Genomic DNA, 25,065 nt, shown 5'->3' on the forward strand with positions numbered 1-25,065 from the left:
AGGTTCCTCAGTATTTTATGCGATGGCAAAGCGTATCACCGCCACCTGCCAGAATCCGGCTCATGACTTCAGGCATCTGTTCAAAAATTGTTTCACCGCTAATCAGGTGATCTAAAGCACTGTGTTGTAACAGCTCAAGGGCCAACTGAAGGCGTTTACGATGGGTCCATCGCGGTACGCGGGCTGGCGGAACCTGCCCGACCTGGCTCGATATAAGCCGGAGCCTGCGGGAGTGGAAACCAGCTCCGAGTGGAATGGAAACAGACTTGTCGCCATACCAGCTCATCTCAAGCAGGGTCGCATCCTGACCTGCCAACCCAAGCGCAGTAGAGAGGCCAGATTCGTTACCACTTGCGTGGACAACCAAATCATGGGTATCCACTGATGATTCAGTTTTGAAACTTAACCCAAGGGCCTCGGCAATTTTTGCTCGCGCCGGATTGCTATCAATCGCCGTAACCTGTGTGCCCGGAATGCGGCTTGCAAGCCAACTCACAAGAAGACCCACAACACCCAAACCAATCACTGCTATACGATCCCCAATGGCCGGCATGGCATCCCAGAGACCATTAATGGCCGTTTCCATATTAGCTGCAAGAATTGCTCGCTCTGGCGGAACACCATCGGGAATGGGCGTTACTGCACTGGCTGGCACTGAGTAGTGCGTCTGATGGGGATATAGACAAAACACCGTGCGGCCAACGAGTTCATCCGGGCCTTCAAGCACACGCCCAACATTCGCATAACCGTATTTTACCGGCCAAGGGAATGCACCCTCCTGAAACGGCGCTCGCATGCGATCAAACTCACTTGGCGGAACGCGACCATTGAAAACCAGTGACTCTGTACCTCTGCTCACGCCAGACCACAGCGTTTGCACAACCACCCACGGCTCGGAGCTATCCAATGGGTTGTGCTGTACAGATGTGTCTCTAATGCAGGCTTCGCCGGGCCCAGTCACCCAGAAAGCTCGGGCCGTGGATCGCTCTGATCGATGATTTGAATCGGAATTCATCCCGCACTCCTCTAAAACAGCTTTACCGACGTATGCAATAACAGGGTGTGGAAACTATAGTGACTGTTACTTCAAACAATCGCGAGGCACTAAAACCTATACGCCGGAGCTATGTTATGGATTTGGAGAGGCAATCAAAACCCTTCACGATATCGCCTTGGGTTGATCTGCTCTGGGGCGCTGCGTTCACTATATTGTGGGTTTTCGTCGCTGCACGATTGTACTCATCTCTGTTGCCAATATTGGTTCTCGCGACCCTGCTATACAGCGGTATTTGTTTTGCTGTGGTGGCACACTGGCCGAAGACCAAAGATTTTGGTTGGGCAAATCGAACCACTCTGCTTCGGGCCAGCTTGATCATTGTCTTGGTTGCCGCAGCTCCGTTTATTCCTGCGTTCCCATCAACCGACCACGCTCTCTGGGTTTATGCCGTGGGCGCTCTAATCGCCCTGATTCTCGACGGAGTAGACGGCAAGCTTGCGCGAATAACTCACTCATCCAGCAGGTTCGGCGCCCGATTTGATATGGAAATGGACGCTTTGTTAATTCTGGGGCTATGTATTGCGGTAGTTATGAGTGGAAAAGCTGGGTTTTGGGTGCTTGCACTCGGGCTAATGCGCTACCTGTTTGTTGCGGCAGCTTCTGCATTGGATTGGTTGAACCGCCCACTACCCGAGAGTTTTCGGCGCAAAACCATTTGTGTTTGGCAGATAGTGACCCTGATGGTTGCCGTCCTGCCACCGACTCCACCCATGGTCGCCAGCCTAGCGCTGGCAACAGCCCTGTTGTTACTCGCCTGGTCGTTTATGACAGACGTGTATTGGCTTTATGAAAGGAGGTTTCATCATCAAACGGTTTAGTATTTTCACTTGTTTGTTGCTGACATTGTTCGCAAGCAGTGCGCGCGTTGCGACCGCAAAGCCGGCCACTTTTGAAGTGGACGATGAGCATTTCTCAATGGTTTTCGAAGTTATGCACATTGGATATGCCCCGGTTATGGGAATGTTTCGGAAGGTCGAGGGCGAGTTCGTTTACGATGAAGAAAGCCGCCAGCTCATATCAGGCACCCTTAAATTTCAAAGTAAAAGCGTATTCACCAACCACGAAAAACGTGACAACCACCTTACCGGCAAAGACTTCCTCAACAGCAGTAAATACCCCGACATTACCTTTACGGTAACTCAGTACAAGGCGACCGGGAAATCAACAGGGGTGGTTACCGGAGATTTGAGCATGCTGGGAAAAACAAAGCCTGTGGAATTGCATGTAACTCTGAACAAGGCAGCCGAATACCCAATTGGCCATGAAGATTACACCTTAGGCATTAGCACCAAAACCTCTTTAATGCGCAGCGACTGGGGGATGACATATGGTCTTGACCCAGCGTTAGTGGGAGATGAGGTTAAACTTCGATTCGGTTTTGAAGCTGTAAAGGATTCTGGGTGGTTTTGATCTACCCGTAGACACTGCTCATAGGGTTTTCTCATACCAATTTGGCGCAATTACGAGCTCACGGACGAGCCAGCCTTCCTTTTTTAGTTCGCTAACTATACATTGTGCAGTTCCCATGTTTTTTTCACTTCAGCTGAAGCTCCTTGCCAATGTTTGATGCTCATAAATCCGACTTTCTTTTAGTCGCTGTAACCCTGCTTGCTGCGATAAGCTGGATATTCTCTAAAGAAGCTATTTTATTGATGCCGCCCCTGCTTTTTATGGCGTTGCGGTTTCTAATCGCCGGTGGATTTCTCGCTGTAATCGCTTGGCGACCGCTATCACGCCTGAGCGCAGATCAACTCAAGCGCGGTATCGGCGTTGGGTTGGTATTCGGTATCGCCATGAGCTTCTGGGTAATGGGGCTCTTTCATAGTGCCAGCATGGGCGAAGGGGCTTTTTTAACAAGCCTTGGAGTAGTAATCGTGCCCATTGTTGCGCGCCTGATTTTTAAAGAGGCGCAACCCGCGAGCACTTGGCTGGCTATTCCTGTTGCCATAGCTGGGCTGGCCCTGCTATCCCTTCAAAACGGCTTTAAGCCAGAGCCCGGCCAACTATTTTTTGTAGTTGCAGCAACTATTTTTGCTCTGTATTTCACCCTTAACACACGTGCGGCGAATCAGCGTACGGTTACCAACCGCAAAGGCGAAACCCTTGAAAAGCATCGCATCCCCGCCCTGCCCCTAACAGCCATCGCCCTGCTAACCGTTGGGCTAGTCACTATGGCTGAATCACTGGTTATGGAGCCTTGGCAGCCAACCTTTAGCAATCCGCCGCCACTTCTGATCTGGTGGATTCTCGCCAGTGCAATCGTGGGCACAGCCGGGCGTTTTCTCGTACAAACTTATGCCCAAAGCCTATCTACCCACAGCCATGGCGCGGTGATATTGGTACTCGAACCCGTTTGGGTCTCGTTGTTTGCAGCGGGATGGTTCGGAGAAACCATGGCGCCTATGCAGATGGCTGGGTGCGGGTTAATCTTCACAGCCCTCATCGTTAATCGATGGAGTGCTCTTAGCAAAGCTCTAAGAGCATGGCTGAGAAAAAGGCAAACTGGATAAAGAGGTTGACCAAAAACGCGGGAATCAGTATATTTCGTCCCCGTTGCAGATCGCAGGACCATAGCTCAGTTGGTTAGAGCGCTACCTTGACATGGTAGAGGTCCCCAGTTCGAATCTGGGTGGTCCTACCAATTCTGCAAGTAAAAGAGTCACTTAGAGCGAAGGCCAAGTGGCTTTTTTTATGCCCGCAACAAAGATCTCAAATTTACAGCCCATTATCAGCAGCAAAAGCGGTCAAGTTTACCGCGGCGTTCTCGCGCGGTCACACGGTCAGTCGCGGCACAGTAGGTAAGGTCCGCTATGGTCGCAAAGCGAACATAAGCGCAGTCAGGCAGGATAGTTGCGCCGAGAGATGATTCGTTCCGGAACCTAACTGACTCCGGGGTCGGTGAATTCGGATCGAACCCTACGGCCAAGGCCGTTCGGTTGATGTCGTCCAACAAGTTGAAGGTCCAAAACGGGCACCACGGGCTCAACCCCTGTAACCCGATAACCCATTTTGATTTATCCGCCGTGGGAGAAGCCCACAGAAACTACGGATTTATTCCACCTTCTAGCGTGATCTATCTTTTCAACTCTCCGTCGCTCAATTTCCCCTAGAGCGCCCTGCATAGAGTCTTCGGTATTCCATTCGCAGGATGAATGGTAGCTGGCAACGTCGTATCTACTCTGCATGAATCGATCATACTCGCTTGCTACAGCAGCTGACGAGCGATACACACTGCCAACGTTAACGGACCACACTCCTGTTATATAAAGAGTATTGTCTCTTGGTTCGCTAAAACAGAAGAAATACCCCGTCTCAGCGTGTGCATTTGGACTAAAGAAAAAGGCTGTAAACGGAAGGAATAGCAGTACTAAGCTTTTTTTTACCGTCATTGGAGCGACTCCCGTAGCTAGGGGGTGGATGACTGTTTAAGTGGCGATCATTTATATATCAGCAATCATAAAGAACGTTTCGTGACCTCGCTCTAGATTGGCATTGGTCGATTAACGCAACAAGAGAACTAGGCTACTAGCAATCAATACCTTATCGTCAAACGGGAATTTCTCTGTAAAATTATTTGACAGGCAAGCTTCGGGTATCCGGATGACTTCGCTGCACCCGATAAAGCAATAAGAAGTATCGCCATAAACGCTCTATTTTTATTTACAGTAACCTCCTTAAGTGTTTTCGGTAAGAAAATAATTATTTAAAAACTTAGCCCATTCAAAAGTTATTGGAGACATATAAATTAAGAAGGATATCTATCACACAACTTAAGGCTTCCAATTAGTTGCCTTCACTTGGTGACCACTAGATTCTGCGCTATTTCCTCTCGCGACTCTCTCATCATTAGCAGAATAATAGTCTGGAAATGCAGCGCACCATGGAACTCCAATTGAGTCCATACCATCCGCTGACATTCGGCTCATCACATAGCTTACGAATTCATTATCATTGCATGAGTATCTGTCATCCTCTTTCCATATTCCACTGAAATAATAATACTGTTTGCTCATGTCGAATGACCAAGCATCAATTCCGCAAGCGCAATGCACCTCCTCAGCGTATGCAAGATTAGTAGATAAAATTACAAGCAAACAAAATTCAAACTTCTCTCCCAGTGCCTTCTTCATGTCGTTTCCTTTTATAATTTAAATACAACTGGTCGTAACACCATAAAGCAGCTCAGCTTGTTACCATAAATTGGCCGAATTTTTGCGAGGTTTTTCACTCGATTATTCCTGTAATTAACCGGCCGGCATTGATTGCATTTTGAATGTGAGCAACTGAAACTGAGCCGCCGATATCCGATGGGTTTCTGTTTGCTCTATCCTCATCACTCGAATACCCGAAACTTGTTACAGAAACAACTTGGCCTTTATTGGGACCTTCCGTTGCCATTACTGGAGCGCCTGAGTCACCATTAAATCCAAGGCAGCGATCCACAATAATCTTGTCCGAGCTACTTGAGATGGAACATCCCCAGTCCATCGTAAGATAGATCCCAAAGTTCAAATGTCCTGCGTATCCAGCAATAGCTATCTTCCGACGTTGATCGACATATCGACGTAGTTGTGCCGGCTCCATCATTGTCAGATAGGACCCCTTCAGAAAATTGGGGATACTGGGGTCGGATTTATTGACTGGCTCCAGAATGGCCCAATCGTTTTGCCAATGCTTTGGTCCTTCGTTAGACCCAACGGCATAACGCTCCGGGGCAGTCGTATATTTCCATGGCCCCTCGTAACTGTGTCGTGTGTAGATCAGGTGGCCGTCCGCGACGCTGAAAAAATCGTTGGTGGCAACAAGGCTTGGCCTGATCTGAAGATCGTTATCGACGATGCAGTGCTGGGCTGTCAAAAGCCGCTGTCCAGACAAGACACCGGCCGTGCAGCCGCCCAATCTAACGACCGCATGTGTATGATCATAACTCGCGTCGACATTTAGGCTGCCGTAGGGGGAGTTGGCACCGTATCGGGGGACAAGCAAACGGACCCCGTCTTTGTCCAGATTGGTGGTCCTGAGATCTTCGATTCTGGGAATCTCGATTTCCGTTGCTTGGATGGCCTTTATCGCCGCAACAAACTGACGGTCAATTTGCTGCGTTTGCGCTTTTCTCCACTCCATAGTCGTATTGACGCCCATCTCGACAACTTCGGACGCATCCAAATCGTTGTAGAGCATCACGCCACCGATGAGGGCAGTAACCCCAAGACCCTTCCATGTGGCGCTCTCTACTTCATCATGGCCTTCTTCCCGGCGTCGGAGTGCCTCTTGTTGCGCTTGATCAAGTTTCTCCTTTTGAAGTGCTGCATATTCGTTGGCTTCACGTTCGAAGCGAACCACATTAGCCCGGATGCTGTCGTAACCCGCATAAATGATGTCACGGGCACGAACTGGATCCTGGTCCTCGTTATCTCGTGGGGCGATTAGCGACAACGCATGAAGCGTTCTCGCTTTTGCGTGGGCATAGATGTCCTCCGAGACTTCTGGAGGTTCATCGTCCGAATTTCTGAATAGGCTGATAGCTCTTATCTCACCAGCTCGATTTTCAAGGCAGTCCCTGTACGCAGCTAAAACCATGTTTCTGCCGTCGTTATTTTGCGCCGAATTTGACAGAGGCGTGACGTAAGAAGTGAAGAAAGATTGATTGATCAGCCCAACGTATTCTTTGTCCTCGATCGAGTGGCAACGCCCGGCCAGTTCTGCGTACACCCGGTGTTTGGTTGGCAGACCACGCAACTCAAGCTCTACAAGTAGATCAGGCTGATCCATTACGCCACGAAGGTCTCTGGGCTCCAGGCTCGCCAATAGGTTTCCGGACCGATCAGCCACAGCCTTGATCAACTCGGGCTTGCCGGTATCTAATGCCGCCTTGAGCACTCCCGCTTTGGTCACTTGCCTTCGGTAAACGGCGGGATCAAGGTTATAGACGAACTCGAAATTATCCGGTACTGCCGAGGCGGCCATGATTGGAAGCTGACCATTTTTGCAGCGGCGAGCCAGAACTACACTCTCTTCAACCATCTCGCGTTCGCCTGAGTCAAGGGACCTAGGGACTGCCAGTAACCGACAGGTGAATTCATGCTTCGCGCCGTCGTCAAGACTGGTGTAGAGAACCTTTTTACCTTCTGAGCTATCCAGGATTGTCTTTTGTACAGACGGATTCAGGCTCGATAGCCCGAAGTGTTTGGCAATGATGGCCATGGCCGGCACGTTTTTCTTAAACTCAGCCTTCTCGATCATGTTTTCCAGTTCGTTCGACTCGTAAAGTCCGGCGGTCAGCGTCGCATCGAAGAATGCCATTCGATCATCCCAAAGTGCCGTGTGCCAGTATGTGCCGCACGGACCACTACGTTGGGCGTGCGCCTTCAGTTGTTCGATCAGAACGTCCTGTTCGTGGCTGCCAATTTCTAGGGATTCGCATAAAATCTCGCTCCACTGTTCGGTTCCAATAAGATCCGGGTCAGCCCCATATTCAATAATTCGTTCGATCGCGGCACGATGACCTCCGATCTGGGCGGCAACCAGCGCATCCTGATTTGAGAAGCCCAACTCTTCGGGTGACTGCTCCGCCAACAGTGATAGCGCAGAAGTTGGGTCAGCTTTCAGGGCGAACAGCAACTTCTGTTGATAACCATCTCCCAGCGACCACGTAAGGGTCTCCTCAGACAGGCTTGCTGCATTGCGTCTGACCAGCGAGGCGAATGTCGTACCCTGTTTCGGGCAAGCTTCGGCGGGCCTCGCCATCTCTCGAAGTAGTGGTCGTAAGGTCGGACTAGCGTCCAGTCGGGCGAAATACTCACAGGCGGCTTCATGCTTCTCCACCCAGCTCGAACCAAGAAATACGTACTTTGGACCAGAGTGGCGAACCATAGCCTCAAGTATGCGGGGGTCATCGTGTACAAGTGCTAACTGCGGAGCGGTAGGTTTCCAGCCGCGATAATGAACGTCAGGAATGGAACCATTCTCGATTATGCGGAGGGCCGTATTGATGTCGTCATTTAAAATCGCAACTTGAAGTTCACTTTGGCCTCGAGCGTTAAGCGTAACACTCGGGGAACTTGCACAGCCGACGAGAATCGCGACCAGCCAGAACACAACGAAGCTATGTAGTGAAGTTCGTTCCATGATATTTTCCTTGCCTGCTCTGGAAAACTATTTCTCTATTTGTTCATACAAGTGAGATCAGATCCGCTTTTTATCATCCAACTGGACCAAAACCCTGATTTTCCATCCCCACACATAGTTGACATGTAAGAAGTTGATTTGCCACACGAGGGCACGAAAGCTTTACCCTCTCTTCCATTGGAACATTGGATCGTTACTGTAGCGCTCCCACCACAACTGTTTTTCCATGTAATCTTTCTGCCACTCATCGGTAATTCATCGACATTGAAGGAGACACAGTTAGGCGTTGCACTTGAGGTCACTGGAAATGACGAGATGATTGTTAGGAAAAATAGCCAGAAAGCCAGATTTCTTCCAAGGTTCATACCTTCCTCCACTGCGCCCAACTTTTACATGGCTCCTATTAGGCAAAAGCCTGTCTGACTTGAAATTGTTTTATGACGATGAGTACTTTTCAATTTTCTCTGAACTCTAACGGTCGCTTTGATGATCCCTCAAAAAGATTCAGCTCAGAATCACCCAATTGGGTGAATTTTTGTGCAAGCTCCAGCTCGATCAAAGAATCCCCACAAGTTTTCGAGTTGTTTTTCAGTTATCGCCACCCGGTTCGCATAGCCAGAGTCGGGAAGTCAACGCCAGGACTGCTAGTCCAAATGTGCGTCTTGCGGAAATTCTCCAGTGTGCAAAAATTAAGGAAGACCAAATCGCGTTGAGTAGGGATGCGATATCAGACAAGTTCTCAATATGAGTGGCTAAAATGCCAAACTACGCTGATTCAATTCTTTCTTTATCCGACTATCAAGAACTTATCGAACTAATATACGATTCGGTGGCCCATCCCAGTGGCTTCTTCCCCTTTATTCGTAGATTCATAGAAGTTTTTGATGGCCGAAGCTCTTGTGACGCTATCCAGGCTCACTGTTCAACGGACGTGCTTACAACAACACCCGCAAGCATAGATAATCGTAAACTCCTGACAATTCGAAAATCAGTAGCCTTAAGGCAGTATTCGCGGGTAAAAATATTTGCAGTGACGCTTTCTGGAACTGTATGTTTGTTATACAGGTGCTCGTTGAAGAAACTTAAGGATTAGAGCTATGGGAGTGAGTGAGAAGGAATTCAGGCTCTACGATGACACATTGAGCTGTCTTTACGAAGCAAGCACGAGCGCTGACTCTTTATTATGGAGGAAGTTCGCTCAATCGGTGCAGCGCTGGTTGAGCGTGGAACAAAGCTCTCTGGTCATGCTGGCCCCATCGGAGCCTTGTTATAGGGTCACCGAAGGGACGGCAATGTCACCCCAAGATTTTGATCATTACTTTGAAACCATACACGACGCCAATGTGTGGGTATCTGGCATCGAAGCACTACCAGCGGGGAGACCATATCGCAGTTGCGATCTTTTCCCAAATAAAGACCTTCCAAATACTCGATTCTATGAGGAGTATTTGAAAGACAAACAGTACTATTATGCTGCCGGTGGCTACTTTCATGAAGAAGGCGACAGCAAAGGACTGATAACAATCTACCAGACATTGGACCAGGGATCGATTTCTCCGGATAAAAACAGAAAACTCCATTGGCTTTTCCCTCACCTAAAAAGAGCTTTTGAAATCAATTGCGCCTTTTCTAGGGCATCCCAATTCAACAGATCTTTATCTTCGGGCCTTTCGCATCTCGGAAATGGATTTATATTCCTTGATGAAAACGGTTGTGTCTTAGAAATGAATGATGTTGCCCTCGATTTGATGGCTCGAAACAGTTTTTCAATTATCCACAACAAGGTGATTTTGCCTGATTCACTTGCTCAGCAGAAGCTTGAGATTTCTATTAAAAGTATTTTGAGCAATGGCAATAAGCTTCCCATATCAATTTCGTGGTTGAGTAAAAAGGAAGGCTTTCCTTTCAAGTTGACCTTGTTAAAACCTAACGGGGAGCATGCTTCTATTTTTGATGCTTTAAAATGCCCGAATGCTCTGATTCTACTGAATAACCCTTGGCGCAACAGTAGTCTATCGCCTGAAATGCTGCAAGCAGTTTGGAATCTCACTTATTCAGAGTCCAGGATCGCGTTGTGCCTTGCTTCAGGCTGCTCGCTGAGAGAATGCGCTGATAAGTTTTTTATTACTTATGAAACCGCCCGAAGCCATCTTAAGAATATATTTATGAAAACGGAGGCGCATAGCCAAAATGAACTTATATCGGCAGTCAATGATCTATTATAGGATTAAAAAATTATTTCAGTGCTAAATTAAAGGTAGGCCCCGATACATGCATTTATTTACCGGGGAGACTTTACACTGCTGCATTCTCTCGCCCACTTTATCGCCAAAGTCAGTTATCACCTTCACCCTTAAGTAGCGTAACCTTGCCGTCTGGTACTCGGGCGAGGGTGGCTTGTCGATTGACCTACTCCCCTCAGCCTTAACCGCTACCTGCTTAGGTAGGGTCATGATGAATTTTTACCCGTTCAGGTTGTAATCCTCCCAGAAAGTAATCGAGGTTTTGAGTAGAGACTTTTACAATGATCGCAAAAGGAGCGACAGATGAAGAAGTCTCGATTCACCGACAGCCAGATCATGGCAATCTTGAAGCAACACGAAGCCGGAGTTTCGGTTGCTGAGCTGGCCCGGGAACACAATGTCAGTTCGGCGCTGATTTATCAGTGGCGCTCGAAGTTCGGCGGCATGGACGCATCGATGATGAAGCGTCTTAAAGAGTTGGAAGCTGAGAATGCCCGCCTGAAGAAAATGTATGCCGAAGAGCGGCTTAAAGCCGAGCTGCGTCAGGAAGCTCTGGAGGGAAAGTTGTAAGGCCATCTCAGCGCCGGGAGATGGCCAGAAAGGGCGTGGTCAAGCATGGAATTAGTATTCGGTTGGCCTGCGTGGTGTACGGCATCAGCGAGACCTGCTATCGCTACCAAGCAAAGCTTTGTGGCGAGAATGCTCAGGTGGCGGATTGGCTGTTACGGCTCACACAAACGCACAAGCGCTGGGGCTTTGGCCTGTGTTTCCTGTATCTGCGCAACGTGAAGGGCTACCCCTGGAACCATAAACGCGTGTATCGCATTTACCGGGAGCTGGAGCTGAACCTTCGCATCAAGCCCCGGCGAAGGATCCAGCGAGATTATCCGGGCGAGCTGGGTGTTCCGACTATGCCAAATTTGGTCTGGTCGATGGACTTCATGAGTGATCAGCTGGCCAGTGGCAAGACGTTCCGGACGTTCAATGTGATCGATGATTACAATCGCGAGGGTCTGGGCATCGAGGTAGATCTGTCATTACCTGCTCAACGAGTAATCCGTGCTTTAGACCAGATCATTGAATGGCGCGGCAAACCAGCGGCTATTCGTTGTGACAACGGACCGGAATACATCTCACAGTCACTGGTTGACTGGGCCAACAGGAACCGAATTACACTAATCTACATCCAGCCCGGCAAGCCCACTCAGAACGCCTATATCGAACGCTTCAACCGGACGGCACGGCATGAATGGCTGGATCTGCACCAGTTCGAAAGCGTTCCCCATGCCCAGCTATTAGCTACGCAATGGCTGTGGCAATACAATAACGAACGACCCAATACGGCAATCGGAGGCATACCTCCAACCAAGCTGCGGCAAGCAGCTTAACCCTCTACTCAACAGGGCGGTTAAAAATGGGGGGATTACAAGGTAGCAGAAAAGCTATCGTTTTGGGGTCGGCGAATGTTCGCTTTTGTTTAGGAGTTCGAGGAGCCCGGTCTGGCCGCATAGCGGACATTCAGGCGGATAGGCCACACTTTCCGATGGGAAGATCCAGCCTCTTTTAAGGAATGTCCGCAGTAACGGGGCACCCCCTTGGAAGTTTAGGATTCCGAAGCGTAATGTTCGCGGATATCGGCAAGAGCGAGGAAATTGCCAATGTCCGCGATGTCTGAATCTACAGTTACAAGCTCGGAATCGTCTTTGAGTTGCACCCCGGATAGCCTCCGCTCGTTCGCACCACGAAGTAGACCTGCCAACTTATGGCTGGCTAAAGCATGACTAAGGCCTTCTGGACGAATATTTGAAATGCAGTTTCGAGAGTCATCTCTCAACCCAGACTTAGGTTCGAAGGTAAAGTAGACGCCAAGGCTATCGGGAGAACTCAACCCCGGCCTTTCTCCAATCATTAAGACAACCATACGAGCGGCTAACTGGCTTCCTATCTCGTCTCCAATTGCGACCCTCCCTTGGCGGATGATGACAACCGGCGATAGGCTCCAGCTCTCCTTTTCAGCCAACGTTATTAAGTTAGCAAGCATCGGTAGGCTGTGGTCACGCACGGCTCTAGCAGATAGTCCATCAGCTATCACAATTGAAAGATCGAACTTAGGAGCACCCTCTTCCTGATGCCAATCGCTTAAAGACTTTATAGTTGCCTCATCCAGCGTCCTCCCGAGATCAGGGCGTTGAAGGTATTCCGCACGACCAGCAGCGGCACTGTTGCCGACAAAGCAGCTCAGGCCCTTGGCACGTATCTGATCGGCCAAGCGATCAGCGTCCAGGGTAGAATGCACGGCATCCCGGGCTCCGGCATGGGCCAACTGAAATTCCAGATGAGCGGATGTTGGCAGACTTGTTCCCGCCCGGCCTAACGCCACACGCGCTGCCGTCAACCGTTTCAAATTATCCCACGGATCAGAGGTTACACCTCCAGATAGAAAACGATGATCTCTGTTCATTGACCCGCCTCCGCTGTCGCGGCCAAAACTGCTCTTGAAAAGGGAGCCGGGAGACTCTGACTAACAGTCAAAGCTCCTCTTTTTATTTGCATAATGCCCATGTCATTCAGCCAGCGCTCAAACTCAGGCGCCGGACGCAATCCAAGTACTTTCCTGGCGTAGAGTGCATCGTGAAAGGAGGTACTTTGGTAATTCAACATGATATCGTCCGCGCCGGGGATACCCATTATAAAATTAACCCCAGAGGCCCCAAGGAGCGTTAACAGGGTGTCCATATCGTCCTGGTCCGCTTCGGCATGGTTGGTGTAGCAAATATCGCAACCCATTGGCACTCCTAAGAGTTTCCCGCAGAAATGATCTTCTAGGCCGGCCCGAATAATTTGTTTACCGTTATAGAGATACTCAGGCCCTATAAATCCAACAACGGTATTAACCAAGAATGGATCATAGTGCCTGGCTACCGCGTATGCTCTCGCTTCACAGGTTTGCTGATCTAAACCATGGTGAGCTCCAGCCGAAAGAGCACTTCCCTGCCCGGTCTCGAAGTACATAACATTGTTGCCGACCGTTCCGCGCTTAAGGCCCATCGCCGCCTCACGCCCTTCCTCCAACAATGACAGCGAAACACCGAAACTACTATTGGCCGCTTCGGTCCCGGCGATAGACTGGAAGACGAGGTCTACCGGTTTGCCCCGGTTAATCAACTCAATAGTGGAAGTGATATGTGTCAGGACACACGTCTGAGTAGGAATACTGTAACTACCAACCACTGAATCCAGCATTTCCAACAGTTGGCCGATGGCCGATAGGCTATCCGTCGCCGGATTAATACCTATCATTGCATCCCCGTTACCGTACATCAGTCCATCAAGCACGCTTGCGGCGATGGCTGACACGCTGTCCGTCGGACTATTTGGTTGCAGCCTTGTCGACATCCTGCCCTTGAGTCCCATGGTATTGCGGAACGCCGTCTTGACTCGGATCTTCTGCGACACGAGGACCAAATCCTGAAGACGCATAATTTTCGACACTGCCGCAGCCATTTCGGGCATGAGTCCCGTCGATATCGTCTTTAGGTTTTCCTCAGTGCACTCGTCACTCAACAGCCAATTTCTGAAGTCACCCACTGTCATATGGCTGACCAAGGCGAAGGCCGAGGCATCGTGGTTGTCGAGAATTAACCTTGAGACCTCATCGGACTCGTAGGGTATTACAGCTTCATTCAGGAACGCCTTTAAGGGCAGATCGGCAAGCGCCATCTGCGCCGCAACCCGCTCTGTATCAGAGCATGCAGCAACACCCGCCAGTACATCTCCAGATCGGAGCGGAGTTGCCGCTGCAAGAAGGCATTTCAGGTCTCTAAAATGCCAACGCTCACCGCCAGCCAACTGTACATACCCACTCATTCTTCCTCCGAGGGATTGGCTCCCTGCTCTATTCCATGGCCTCCAGGGATTCAGGCAGAACCTGACCACCGTCAACAACAATTGTCTGCCCGGTTACATAGCCCGCTTCGCGTGAAGCGAGAAACATAGCGGCATTGGCAATATCCTCGGTACTACCCAGCTTTTTGAGTGGGATTGAAGCTGCAGTCTGTTCCAGATATTCCTGTCCCATATTTTCGAGGCCTTCAGTAATGATGTTTCCCGGCATTACTGCATTTATGGTGATCTGATATTTACCCAGTTCGATGGCCGCTGTGCGAATGAATCCTAGTTGGGCGGACTTGCTGGCGCCGTAATGCGACCAACCGGGAAATCCTGTGATAGGCCCAGTGATAGAGGATGTAACCACAACCCGCCCTGCCTGACTCTTCTTTAATTCAGGTAAACACGTCTGCACGCTGACGAATGTGCCTTTCAGATTGGTGTTCATGACCTCGTCCCACTGGTCGTCCGTCATGGACTCAAGGTCAGCAGACGGGAAAATGCCCGCGTTCGCACACAACACATCTAGTCCGCCGTACAGCTCAACACAACGGGCAACTGCGGCCTTCATGTCTGTACGATTGCTAACATCCGCACAATAATGGTTCGCTATCCCCCCGGCGGACACGATCTCTTCAACCGCGGCTGCAGCTGACGCCTCACTTCTCGCAACCACGAGAACCTTTGCACCTGCTGATGCGAAGCCCGAGGCTATACCTTTTCCAATACCTTTACTTGCGCCGGTCACCATGACCGAGAGCCCTTCAAGCGATGCAATCATATTTCTTTCCTCTTATTTAAATTGCCTGTTCATGAGAAGGCATACCGTATGTTTGTTTGTGCTCAAGTCTTTCTTTTTATGAGCGATTGAGGATCAGAAAGGTAGGCTCGGGCGAGCTCTACTGTGCCATTCGCGAATTCCACGCCCTGTTCTACTGCCATGTCTGCCGTAGGATGTGACCCGATCCATGCCAGAAGCGTCATCCGTCGCAGCATGATAAATGTCGGTATTTCCGATCTCTCCGCCTGCGAGAGATCAGTGACCTCTGAGTACCCAGAGAGCCATGAAGCGACTAATTCGGGTACATCGGGCCGTGTCTCAATAAAGCTGATCGCTGACGCCAGATCGTACAAAAACCAACCTGATCCACAGTCATCGAAGTCAATCACCCGAATGTCCGTGCCCTTCTCCAGTAGATTCGCCAAACGCAGATCAGAATGAATCAAACCGTAGCGATCGGAGCCTTTTCCGAATGCCTCAAGCCTCGCCCTGATCGTTTCAGAGGCTTCCTCCAACAAATCAAGAGACCGCTCATCCAGCCCAGGCGCCTCACGCCAATCGCCCCAGTTAGGCCTATCGCCCAGACACCCATCGAAATCCCAGATCAGACGCTCAAAATAAACGGGTCGCTGCCAGGTTTTTGCGTGCTCATGAAGTCGTGCTGTCAATCGACCGAGGTCTTGAAATGAATCCTTTAGCCGAACTTTTTCTGGCTCTGCGCCCTCGATAAATCCGAACAAATCTACAAAACGATCTTCTATCAAATGACCATCGCCCTCGACCTCCACTACGTAATCGCCACTCAAGGTCGGTATTGCCTGAGGCGTCAGAATGTCAGCCTCCTCCTGAAGTGCAGCCATCCAAGCCAACTCTGTCCTGACCGCGTCCCGTGAATGATAGCCGGGGCGATGCACTCGCATGACAACAGCTCTATCCAGACGCCCAGTGTCCACTCGGAAGGTGGCGTTCTCTGAAAGACTCAGCAGCTTCAACTCCGAGTCCTCGGGCAACCCCCACTTTCCAAGCACTTTTCTGGCGACCTGCTCTACCAAATCCAGCTGACCCTCTCTGCTGAGCTGATCGAAATGTACTATCGAATTCATAAACTCACCTTATTTACATCAGCCATCCGGATTATTTCTTTGCTTTTCGGCGCCCTAACCAATAGCCACCGAAAAGAACCAAACCAGCCAACAACGTGGTCAGCGAGCCTAATGCGGGGACTTGCGGTGAATATCCAGCAACCATTTTTGCGTATAACCACACTGGCACCGTTTGCTCTGCACCCGTTGTGAAAGTCGACAGTGGAAAATTGCCCCACGAGAGAAGGAAGGCAAACAACGCGCCTGAAAAAATGCCTGGCCAAAGGATTGGCAATGTCACCTCCGTGAATACCTGCCAGCGGGACGCTCCCAGATCGTATGCAGCTTCTTCCACAGAGGGATCGAAACCGTATACCTGGATGCTAATGACCAAGGTGACAATCGGAATGATCCACACCAAATGAGCAAATACCGCCAACTGCCAACCCGGGCTGAGATCCAGTGCGGAAGACCACAACAGAATGGCCAAGCCGAGCACTGCCTGAGGGAAGAAGATCGGTAGCAAAATCAGTTTTTGATAAAGGCTGCGACCTTTCCATTCATATCGCGCGAATGCCAATGCCCCAGCTATTGCCAGAACAACAGAAACGACCGTGACGACGCCCGCAATCAAGAGTGAGGTCCCCAGGTAGTCTCGAATCTCGATCGAATTGAACACCGACGCGTACCAGTCAAGGGACCACGCCTTTACGGGGAACATGAAAAAGCGCAATTTGGAAAACGATGCGATAAAAACTGCAACCATCGGAAGGTAGATGAATAGCAGAATGACAACCGTCCAGACCCGAATCGCCTTTTCGCTTTTACGATTTCTGTATGCAGTCTCAGTAGCTGACATGACTTAGCTCCTATTTTCGCGACAACAGGTTGTCCAGATTCAGCCGGGACAAAAGGCCAATCACGAGGACTGCAGTGAGTAGGATCAATAGCGTTGAGAGAGCCGAACCCAGCGGCCAGTTTTGTGCGTAGGTAAATGCAGTCTCGATATCGTGAGAGATCATGATGATAGATTGGCCTCCGAGTATCTTCGCTTCCGATATGGAGCCAAGCACAAGGACAAACGACAACAAACATCCAATCATGATGCCTGGCATTGCCAGTGGCAGTTCTACCTCTTTAAAAACCTGCCAACGCGTCGCTCCCATATCGAAAGCCGCTTCGCGGCAGGCATCGGGCACCATTGATATGCCTAGTGACATTGGGAATAACATGAAGGGCAAATAAACATACACCATCCCTAGTACCGTCACGGGCGCGTTGTAGAGCATGTCAGGAAGCTCCCACCCAAAGAGCGTTCTGGTTGTGCCGTCCAGAATGCCATGGTTCAGAAGTGTTAATACCCAGCCAAAAAGACGAACGTTTTCTGAGACAAATAGGGGCAGAACCAGCAATAGCGTGAGGATCATCGAACGCCTGAAGATTCGCGATAGGCCGTAGGCGACAGGCCAACAGATCACGATCAATATAAGTGTCGATACCAGAGCGAGCCAAACAGACCAGGCGTATGAAATGTAATAACCTTCCTGGAAAATAGTGACAAAGTTCTCCAAGGTCGGTAACTGATTAAAGGCAAAGGAACGCTCAGGCATAAGGCTGTAAATGACCACCAGCCCCAATGGACCTATAAACCCCGCTACAAAAATCAATAACGCTGGAAGGCTTAGAAGTGCTCCGGGCTGTCTAAACCAAAGTAGTGTGTTTCGAACCCTGATGTTCAAAGCGGAACCCCTGTTTTCCGGTAAACGCTCTGGAGAAGAGTCGGTTACAGAGTATGATTTAGATGGCATGTTCATGTTCAGGATCCTCCTATCTAGCAAGCAGAAAAGCCTGATCGGAATTCCACCCTAAGCGGACGCTTTCTCCAACATTCCATGCATCGCCAATCATCGTCTCGACTAGCAGGGAGCGTTTCGTCACTTTCACTTCGTATTGAACTCTCGAACCCAGCACGTACTGATTCTGCACCGTGCCAGCTATCTCTGTATCAGCCGCTTCCCCCTCTGCTAAAATTTGAATGCGCTCAGGTCGCACAATGAGAACGCCAGATTGAAGATCAGCGTCTGGAGGCCCGACGTAAGTGTCTTGAGTATCTGTATCCAGAAAGCGAGCGTCATCCTGGCGGGTAACATTGAACTGATTTACTTCACCCATAAACTGAGCGACAAAGCTATTCGCGGGCTTATTGTAGATTTCATCGGGAGTTCCAATCTGCACGATGCGTCCATCACGCATTATTGAAATGCGATCACTCATGACCATTGCTTCTTCAAGTGAATGGGTGATGTACACAAAAGTCTTTCCGGTTTGCCGCTGAATATCTTTGAGTTCTTTTTCCAGCGTTTTCCGCAATCGATAGTCCAGGGCCGAAAGCGGCTCGTCGAAGAAGAGGATCTCAGGGTCAAAAGCTAGTGCTCTTGCCAGCGCAACCCTCTGCTTCTCACCGCCAGAACACTCACTTACCTTTTTTGCGTAATAGGCTTCCGTGAGGTGGAGCTGTTCAAGCAATTGGATTGCTCGCGTTTTCCGGTTGTTCTTCGTTTCTCCGCGGAGCTTCAGGGGAAACTCTATGTTTTCTCCAACAGTTTTATGGGGAAACAACGCCAAAGATTGAAAAACCATGCAGGTTGGACGGCGATTGGCAGGCACATCATTGACGCGCTCTCCCGACATCAAAATATCGCCGCGAGACGGCTTATCCATACCAACCAACATCCGGATCATGGTCGTCTTACCGCTGCCGGATGGGCCTACGATCGTGAAAAACTCACCTTTTTTTACTTCGAGGTTAATGCGCTCGACCGCTACAAAATCGCCGAAGTATTTCTCTACGTTCTGCAATTCAAGAATACTTTCAGTCATACCTGCCTCCAGTGGATAACGACATGCTCGGTCCGGCAGTGCGCCGAACCGGAGCGTATCGGGATTACGCCTCGCGACGGGCACGCGTATAGATTTCGAGCATTCGGTCGTAGTCAGGATTCACGTCGTAATCCGCACAATGCTCTAACTCCCACTCAAGGCTGTCATACTGAATGGCATCCAGCTCCTGCTTCGTGAACGCATCACGTACTTCTTTCATTCCCAGCTGAGTTACGGGGTTGTGCGAACCCTCGGCGAATGCCACTTGTCTTGAAACATCAGGGCGTTGCACATACTCAAGAAAATCTTCGGCCCTCGGCGAGAGCTCGGGGTTATTAACAATGGAGGTCACTTCAACCCATACAATGCCTCCCTTCCCGTCGATCGGTCCGGATTTTGGAGTAATACCTCTGACGTTTGAGAAGCCATCCATTCGTGCGATTGAGCAAGAGTAAGTGCCGCCCGTGAAGTAGGCATCAATACCACCCGTAATCAGCGCCTGGTTCATCATCAGATGGTCGTCCGAGAGAACCTTCGCGTTTTTGAACAGGTACCTTGCGACTCGCTCGAACTCTGTAAATTCAGCTTCCGTGTGCTCTTTGAATGGCGTGAAGCCGGCCGTTATACACATGTGATAAATATTCCAGTTCGCCCAGGTGAGCATTCCGTAACGGCCCTTCATGGAAGGATCCATGAAGAGGTTGAAGCCTTGATCTTCAGCCATTGAACGTGAAATTTTATCGGTGTTTACTACGAACGACAGTGGTCCAAATCGCTGAGTCATGCCCAACAGTTCTTTCTGATCCAGACTCATCGCCCACTTATAAGGCCATTGAAATTCCTCAAGCATCTGGTCGAAGTAAGGCCGAAAACGCTCTTGATCCAACGGTTTGATCAAACCTTCTGGGTAGAGGATTTCTCTTGCCCAAGGGTTGTTGAGATTTACAAGGTCCCATACTTTATTTTCCCCGGCTCGGAGCTTATTCACTGCATCCGGATCGGAGAGAACATTCTGGGCAGAGACCCGTGCATCAAAAGATCGGCGGAAAGGGTCCAGGACGTTCGGCGAGTTATAACCCTCCCAAACCAGGATATTGAGCTCACGGGCTCTATCGTTTGACGCAGCCCAACCCATATTTGGCCAGAGCGCCCCTGGCGCTGCGGCCGCGCCCGCCGCTATCCCCATTCCCTTTAAAAAATTACGACGATTGGTCTTTAACTTCGACATGTGCGATCTCCCAACATTTTTACTTGGTATTTACCACATTTTGAACCATTAGAGCTCAAGCATATTTCAGGCCACCACTTAAATAAATTAGAATTAAATTAGCTATTAGGTTGTTTTCATTGATTTTTTTACTTCTACAGATACTAAAAAGAGTAAAAGTGAACTAGTTTTCCTCGCACCAAAACTTGGCATCTACCAACTTTTACCTCATACTGCGCACCACAAAGCATCAGACTTAACAAATCAGAGCGTTCGAATGCTGTGACGAATAGAAAGTGGACAAAAAAAGCGCGTTGGCGCGAGATTCGTGAGCAACTGGACCGGCAGCCCGTCGTCCAGATTTCAGAGATGGCTGACTATTTCGATGTTTCGGTTGAAACAGTTCGGCGAGATATTGATTCGATGGCAACAGAAGGGTTGGTTATTCGCACATATGGCGGAGCAGCCAATTTCAGAATCGCGTCCGAACCAACCCTCGAAGAGCGCACTGAGGTCCTTATTGATGAACGCAAGAAGATCAGCCTCGCAGCCCTGCCTCGCGTCAATAATGGCGATGTTTTAATGATGGATGCCAGTGCTACGTGCGTACATTTTGGAGAGCTGTTAGCAAGAGAGCGCACTGATCTGACTGTCATTACAAACAGCTTCTCTGTGGCCCAAGCACTCGCATCTAATTGCACTGTTACAGTACTGATGCTACCTGGCGTTTTTAATGCCCACGAGAATGCCAATTATGGAGGTTTAACCGTTGAATATTTGCAGCGGTATCAAGCAGACCATTGCTTTTCTAGTTGTGGAGCTCTAACACCCCGCGGACCTACCGAAGTCAACGCGGAAGTGTCCTGCCTAAAACGCGCGATGATTCAGTTGTCGAAACAAACAACTCTACTAATTGATCACTCCAAACTTGGCTCTGGGAAGCTAGAAACCGTATGCCCCCTGAGCCAGATAAGTGAAATTGTATGCGATGCCAATCCAACTGAGGAAGTTCAGTTAGCGTTGCAACGCGCTTCTGTATCGCTCTGTTTGATTTAGCAAATCGACTTTTTGTTACCTGCATTTAGGAGACTGAACGTGAAAGGTGTCCGCTCTATTCTTGACCAAAATGCTTTCCGCTTCGATACACAAAAAAGCACGCCAACTAACTTGAGCCGCATGCTTGAGAAGAGGCTGAAAACCGTGGGCCCCACATCGGTGCTCTTTTACCAAGAACCTCTGCACATTGTTAGGGGTGAAGGCGTCTGGCTCTACGACGATTCTGGGAACCGGTATCTAGACGTCTACAATAATGTGCCCTCCGTTGGGCATTGCCATCCGAAAATTGTTGAGGCCGTATGCCGGCAAATGGCGGAACTGAATATTCATACCCGATACCTTCATGGGGCCATCCATGAATACATCGAACGACTACTTGATACAATGCCGTCTAAGCTTAACCGCATGGTAATGACGTGCACTGGCAGCGAAAGCAATGATATGGCGCTTCGTCTGGCCAGACACTGGACCAAGAACCATGGAGTGATCGTTACTGAAGCCGCTTACCACGGCAACACCTCTGCTGTAACTGAGATTTCTCCCTCTTCACTCAAAACCAGCGAACCCGCCGATCACGTTTTCGTTATCCCCGTATCAGAAATGCCACAGGCTCCGGACGAAGCAAAGACGTGGTTTCTCGATAAAGTGAGAGAAGGTATTCAAACCCTGAATGATCGCCGCTATGGCTGCGCAGCCCTCATCGTCGATACCATTTTTTCAAGCGACGGAGTAATCGCAGATCCCGCTGGATTCCTCAAACCCTCTGTTGATTTTTTACAAAGCAAAGGGAGCTTGTTCATTGCAGACGAAGTTCAACCCGGCTTCGGCAGGACTGGCGATCACATGTGGGGCTTCGCAAGACATGATATTGCACCCGATATCGTCACCATGGGCAAACCGATGGGCAACGGTTTTCCAGCGGCGGGCATTGTTGCTAACGACCGTCTATTCGCCTCTTTTAATGACGAGGTGGGCTATTTCAATACATTTGGAGGCTCAACAGCCGCCGTAGCGGCGGGCTCAGCTGTCTTGGACGTCATTGAAGAGGAAAACCTGATAGCCAACTCGAAAGAAGTCGGCCTCTATCTCAAAAACCGTTTAACAGATCTGGCCCATAAATATGAAGAAGTCGGAGCGGTCCGAGGAGCCGGCCTGTTCGTGGGGCTAGACTTTATCGACCCGAGCTCATCGGGAACACCCGACCCAGCAAAAACCTCGAAAGTTATAAATGCACTTCGTCAGAATGGCGTGCTCATTGGTGCTGCAGGAAAATACGGGAACACTCTCAAAATCCGACCTCCATTATGCTTTGACAACAGCCACGCTGACTTCTTTCTGAATCAAATGGAGCGCGCAATAACGGAAACCAGGTGAACTAGCACGCCAAAACAGGAATCAAGCCTATCCGCAAGTTCTCAACATACAGGACCTAAGCTAATGATTTCGCGAAGTTATGCAGAGTTCGTCAAATACTAATTTGGCTAGGAAGGCCTACTTCTGTTTTTTACTGTAGCGGCGTGAGAAACTCAACCCAACAAGCCCCAAGCCCAACAATGCAATGCTTGCAGGCTCTGGTACGTTCACCGAATCCAGACCCACAGTGGCATACTTGATTGTACCGCCAGCGGTTAGGAACTCCCCGAGGCCGTCTCCGTAAAAGGTAACGCTTGAGAACGTATCCGTGTCGTTAATCGCGCCAATGAAAAATGCATCATTATCACTGCCAAGTCCCGCTGCTATAGCAGGGTTGTCGCTATAACTGTTGGCTGTGCCGACTTTTTGAGCACTGTCTCCGCCGAAAGCAAGAAACAAGCTTGAACCATAGCAACAGGTACCCCAGTCACCAACCTCAAAACCTAATGCGTTAATAGCGCTGTTAAAGGTGAACGTAATGCCAGAGTCTACGACAGGGTTTTTCGGGCTTATGCCGATCATCTGTCCAGTCGAGCCATCAGTTTCTGGCGAGAAAATCCCGGAGTTGGACCCATCAGTTTTGCTGATAGTGAAATCCGCGAAACTCCATGAGTTACGAGCAACATAGTCGATGCCGGATAGTGTAAAGCTGTTTACTGAAGCCCCTGCGCCGGTGACCGCGCTGTCAAACTGAGCTTGCCCAGCCGTAATCGTATCAAAAAAAGTAACGGGAACAGCTGCTACCGGGGCTGCAATGCTAAGTGAAAACGCACCGGCCAAAACTGACTTGATCAAACTATTCTTCATGGTGGGACTCATTTGAAACCTACTCTGTGTAGCCCATTTGAAACGGGCTCAACCTCTGGCATTCAGGCTAAGAATCTGAGTTTTAGAAGCAAAAATCCGAGTCGTTAGCCTGAGCATTTATTAACTATCGTCAACTTTACACAACGTTACAGACAAATTCAGTCCACGCGCACTTATATTGCAATGTTTCACATTCCTGCCCTTTCTCACCTCGCTGGATTTACTCGATATTTACAGGTTTTCGATGTAAACCCACGGCTATTTGTGAAATCATCAGCTTAGCTGTATAGCTATGGTTATTTTAATAGACGAGAGAGGAATAAGAAGCATGCGTAAATCTGGATTTTTTATGGCTTTGGCACTGAGCGCTGCCGTCGCAGCTCCCGCTATGGCACAACTGGATGTGGAAGATCAAATTGAAACCCGCCAGAGCGCATTCACGTTTGCCGCTTGGAACATGGGCAAGATCAAGGCTCAGGCAATTGATGGCAGTGTTGCTTACAACGAGCAGCAAATGCTTGCCGCCGCAAACGCCATTGCCTCAGTAGCAAACTCTGGTTTAGGCAGTCTGTTTGGCCCCGGTACTGCCAACGACAAAAATGACAACACAAAGCTATTACCCGTGTTTTTTGATAAGCCTGAAAAAGCCCGTGAAGTTGCCATCGGCTTCGCCCAAGCGGCAACCAAGCTTCAGGAAGTTGCCGCGAATGGCGGCGGCAAGAGCGCCCTCGCCGCACAATTCAGTGAAGTAGGAAAGTCTTGCAAGGCTTGCCACGATGAGTTCCGTGCCGAGTAAACCTTAGCTCCCGAAGGCTCCCGATCGCCGCCGCTTACCAACCCAAATCAGGGGGCGGTGGCGGAGGGGGCGACAGTACGCCTCCACTCGCTACCCATACCGCAAACGCGGCGACTGCCAAAGCAACAATAAAAGCTACGAGGCCACCACCGGCTCGCTCCTTATTCTCTGCTCCGCTCACCCTTTTACGCCCGCTAATCATAGGAGCAATCAGGTTGTCTTTCTTAACCAACGTGTAAAAAAGCACACTTGCGACATGTAAGGCAATCAAGCCATAGATAAACCATTCGGTTAATTTATGCCAAGAGGTAATCGTCTCATTCCAGCCAGAAGACACGGCCCGGTAGAGAGGACCATTAAATGCGATGGCGTCTGTAGCAAACAGTCCCGTGACCGCTTGAAAGCCCAGCAATCCCAGCATAGCCAGCACTGACAGCGCGCCTAAGGGATTGTGGCCTAAGCCTTTCCACTCACCTTTCAAATACGCTGAGATGGCAGAGGGGCCGGGAATAAACTGCAAAAAACGAGCGTAGGTAGAGCCAACGATCCCCCAAACCAAGCGAAAACTAATCAAACCAACAATAGTAAGACCAAAGCGTTCATGCCACTGCATCCATGTTCCACCGAGACTAACTGTTACCAAAGAACCAGTAACCGCCAGCACCAGAAGCCAATGAAAGAGTCGCGTGGGCAGGTCCCATAGGGAAATTGACTTCATTTTTACCCC

The 25,065-nt window shown here is 49.7% G+C and carries 21 protein-coding genes and 1 tRNA gene; 9 read left to right on the plus strand and 13 right to left on the minus strand.

All coding sequences use genetic code 11. The features are described 5' to 3' along the window. Positions 1–7: 7 nt before the first annotated feature. Complete coding sequence (locus KO508_RS14820) at positions 8–1,015, minus strand: zinc-dependent alcohol dehydrogenase (protein WP_216009080.1); 1,008 nt, start codon at positions 1,013–1,015, stop codon at positions 8–10. A gap of 116 nt (positions 1,016–1,131) precedes the next feature. Here KO508_RS14820 and KO508_RS14825 point away from each other — a divergent pair, with 116 nt between their 5' ends. The 4 genes from KO508_RS14825 (at position 1,132) to KO508_RS14840 (ending at position 3,698) form a co-directional block, all read left to right on the plus strand. Beyond that, entirely contained in the window at positions 1,132–1,875 is a 744-nt protein-coding gene (locus KO508_RS14825; protein WP_216009081.1) for a CDP-alcohol phosphatidyltransferase family protein, read from the plus strand. Beyond that, on the plus strand, positions 1,844–2,467 hold the full coding sequence (locus tag KO508_RS14830; RefSeq protein WP_216009082.1) for a YceI family protein: 624 nt from the start codon (positions 1,844–1,846) through the stop codon (positions 2,465–2,467). Before KO508_RS14825 ends, KO508_RS14830 begins: the two co-directional genes overlap by 32 nt. A gap of 149 nt (positions 2,468–2,616) precedes the next feature. Next, positions 2,617–3,567, plus strand: coding sequence for a DMT family transporter (locus tag KO508_RS14835; protein ID WP_216009083.1), 951 nt, complete (start codon positions 2,617–2,619; stop codon positions 3,565–3,567). A gap of 54 nt (positions 3,568–3,621) precedes the next feature. Then, a tRNA-Val gene (locus KO508_RS14840) sits at positions 3,622–3,698 on the plus strand. Positions 3,699–4,827: 1,129 nt separating this feature from the next. Here KO508_RS14840 and KO508_RS14845 read toward each other — a convergent pair. Both KO508_RS14845 and KO508_RS14850 read right to left on the minus strand, forming a co-directional pair. After that, positions 4,828–5,187 (minus strand): hypothetical protein, encoded by a 360-nt coding sequence (locus tag KO508_RS14845; RefSeq protein WP_216009084.1) that lies wholly within the window; start codon positions 5,185–5,187, stop codon positions 4,828–4,830. A 94-nt stretch (positions 5,188–5,281) separates the two neighbouring features. Continuing rightward, positions 5,282–8,185 (minus strand): trypsin-like serine peptidase, encoded by a 2,904-nt coding sequence (locus KO508_RS14850; protein WP_216009085.1) that lies wholly within the window; start codon positions 8,183–8,185, stop codon positions 5,282–5,284. A gap of 1,103 nt (positions 8,186–9,288) precedes the next feature. Between KO508_RS14850 and KO508_RS19090 the strand changes: the two genes are divergently transcribed. Beyond that, positions 9,289–10,410, plus strand: coding sequence for a helix-turn-helix transcriptional regulator (locus tag KO508_RS19090; protein ID WP_216009086.1), 1,122 nt, complete (start codon positions 9,289–9,291; stop codon positions 10,408–10,410). 321 nt (positions 10,411–10,731) lie between these two features. After that, a protein-coding gene (locus KO508_RS14860; protein ID WP_216009087.1) for an IS3 family transposase occupies positions 10,732–11,816 on the plus strand; the annotation gives its coding sequence in 2 pieces (ribosomal slippage) (positions 10,732–10,993 and positions 10,993–11,816; 1,086 coding nt in all). Positions 11,817–12,031: 215 nt separating this feature from the next. Here the strand turns inward: KO508_RS14860 and eutC are convergent. From eutC to KO508_RS14900, 8 genes are all read right to left on the minus strand, one after another. After that, positions 12,032–12,889, minus strand: a complete 858-nt coding sequence (gene eutC, locus KO508_RS14865) for an ethanolamine ammonia-lyase subunit EutC (protein ID WP_216009088.1) — start codon at positions 12,887–12,889, stop codon at positions 12,032–12,034. Beyond that, on the minus strand, positions 12,886–14,295 hold the full coding sequence (locus KO508_RS14870) for an ethanolamine ammonia-lyase subunit EutB (RefSeq protein ID WP_216009089.1): 1,410 nt from the start codon (positions 14,293–14,295) through the stop codon (positions 12,886–12,888). The genes eutC and KO508_RS14870 overlap by 4 nt, the downstream gene beginning before the upstream one ends. A 28-nt stretch (positions 14,296–14,323) precedes the next feature. Further along, positions 14,324–15,097, minus strand: a complete 774-nt coding sequence (gene fabG / locus KO508_RS14875; RefSeq protein WP_216009090.1) for a 3-oxoacyl-ACP reductase FabG — start codon at positions 15,095–15,097, stop codon at positions 14,324–14,326. 62 nt (positions 15,098–15,159) lie between these two features. Continuing rightward, positions 15,160–16,200: a phosphotransferase enzyme family protein gene (locus tag KO508_RS14880; RefSeq protein ID WP_216009091.1), complete on the minus strand. Its 1,041-nt coding sequence runs from the start codon at positions 16,198–16,200 to the stop codon at positions 15,160–15,162. Positions 16,201–16,231: 31 nt separating this feature from the next. Further along, a complete protein-coding gene (locus tag KO508_RS14885) occupies positions 16,232–17,038 on the minus strand; it encodes an ABC transporter permease (RefSeq protein WP_216009092.1) in 807 nt (268 codons plus the stop codon). A 10-nt stretch (positions 17,039–17,048) separates the two neighbouring features. Then, positions 17,049–17,993 (minus strand): ABC transporter permease, encoded by a 945-nt coding sequence (locus KO508_RS14890; RefSeq protein WP_216009093.1) that lies wholly within the window; start codon positions 17,991–17,993, stop codon positions 17,049–17,051. A 13-nt stretch (positions 17,994–18,006) separates the two neighbouring features. Continuing rightward, positions 18,007–19,059: an ABC transporter ATP-binding protein gene (locus KO508_RS14895; RefSeq protein ID WP_216009094.1), complete on the minus strand. Its 1,053-nt coding sequence runs from the start codon at positions 19,057–19,059 to the stop codon at positions 18,007–18,009. A 64-nt stretch (positions 19,060–19,123) separates the two neighbouring features. Beyond that, on the minus strand, positions 19,124–20,287 hold the full coding sequence (locus tag KO508_RS14900) for an ABC transporter substrate-binding protein (RefSeq protein ID WP_216009095.1): 1,164 nt from the start codon (positions 20,285–20,287) through the stop codon (positions 19,124–19,126). A 261-nt stretch (positions 20,288–20,548) separates the two neighbouring features. Here KO508_RS14900 and KO508_RS14905 point away from each other — a divergent pair, with 261 nt between their 5' ends. Continuing rightward, complete coding sequence (locus KO508_RS14905) at positions 20,549–21,322, plus strand: DeoR/GlpR family DNA-binding transcription regulator (RefSeq protein WP_216009096.1); 774 nt, start codon at positions 20,549–20,551, stop codon at positions 21,320–21,322. A gap of 39 nt (positions 21,323–21,361) precedes the next feature. Next, a complete protein-coding gene (locus KO508_RS14910; protein ID WP_216009097.1) occupies positions 21,362–22,696 on the plus strand; it encodes an aspartate aminotransferase family protein in 1,335 nt (444 codons plus the stop codon). Between the two features lie 117 nt (positions 22,697–22,813). Here KO508_RS14910 and KO508_RS18900 read toward each other — a convergent pair whose 3' ends face one another. Beyond that, on the minus strand, positions 22,814–23,542 hold the full coding sequence (locus tag KO508_RS18900; protein ID WP_252738152.1) for a PEP-CTERM sorting domain-containing protein: 729 nt from the start codon (positions 23,540–23,542) through the stop codon (positions 22,814–22,816). A 328-nt stretch (positions 23,543–23,870) separates the two neighbouring features. Between KO508_RS18900 and KO508_RS14920 the strand changes: the two genes are divergently transcribed. Next, entirely contained in the window at positions 23,871–24,338 is a 468-nt protein-coding gene (locus KO508_RS14920) for a c-type cytochrome (RefSeq protein ID WP_247114474.1), read from the plus strand. A 34-nt stretch (positions 24,339–24,372) separates the two neighbouring features. Here the strand turns inward: KO508_RS14920 and KO508_RS14925 are convergent, their stop codons facing one another. Then, the gene (locus KO508_RS14925) at positions 24,373–25,056 is read right to left on the minus strand and encodes a cytochrome b/b6 domain-containing protein (protein ID WP_216009098.1); all 684 of its coding nucleotides are present in this window, start codon (positions 25,054–25,056) and stop codon (positions 24,373–24,375) included. Between the last annotated feature and the right edge of the window lie 9 nt (positions 25,057–25,065).

This window comes from Marinobacter salexigens (genome assembly GCF_018860765.1).
Classification (GTDB): Bacteria; Pseudomonadota; Gammaproteobacteria; order Pseudomonadales; family Oleiphilaceae; genus Marinobacter; species Marinobacter salexigens_A.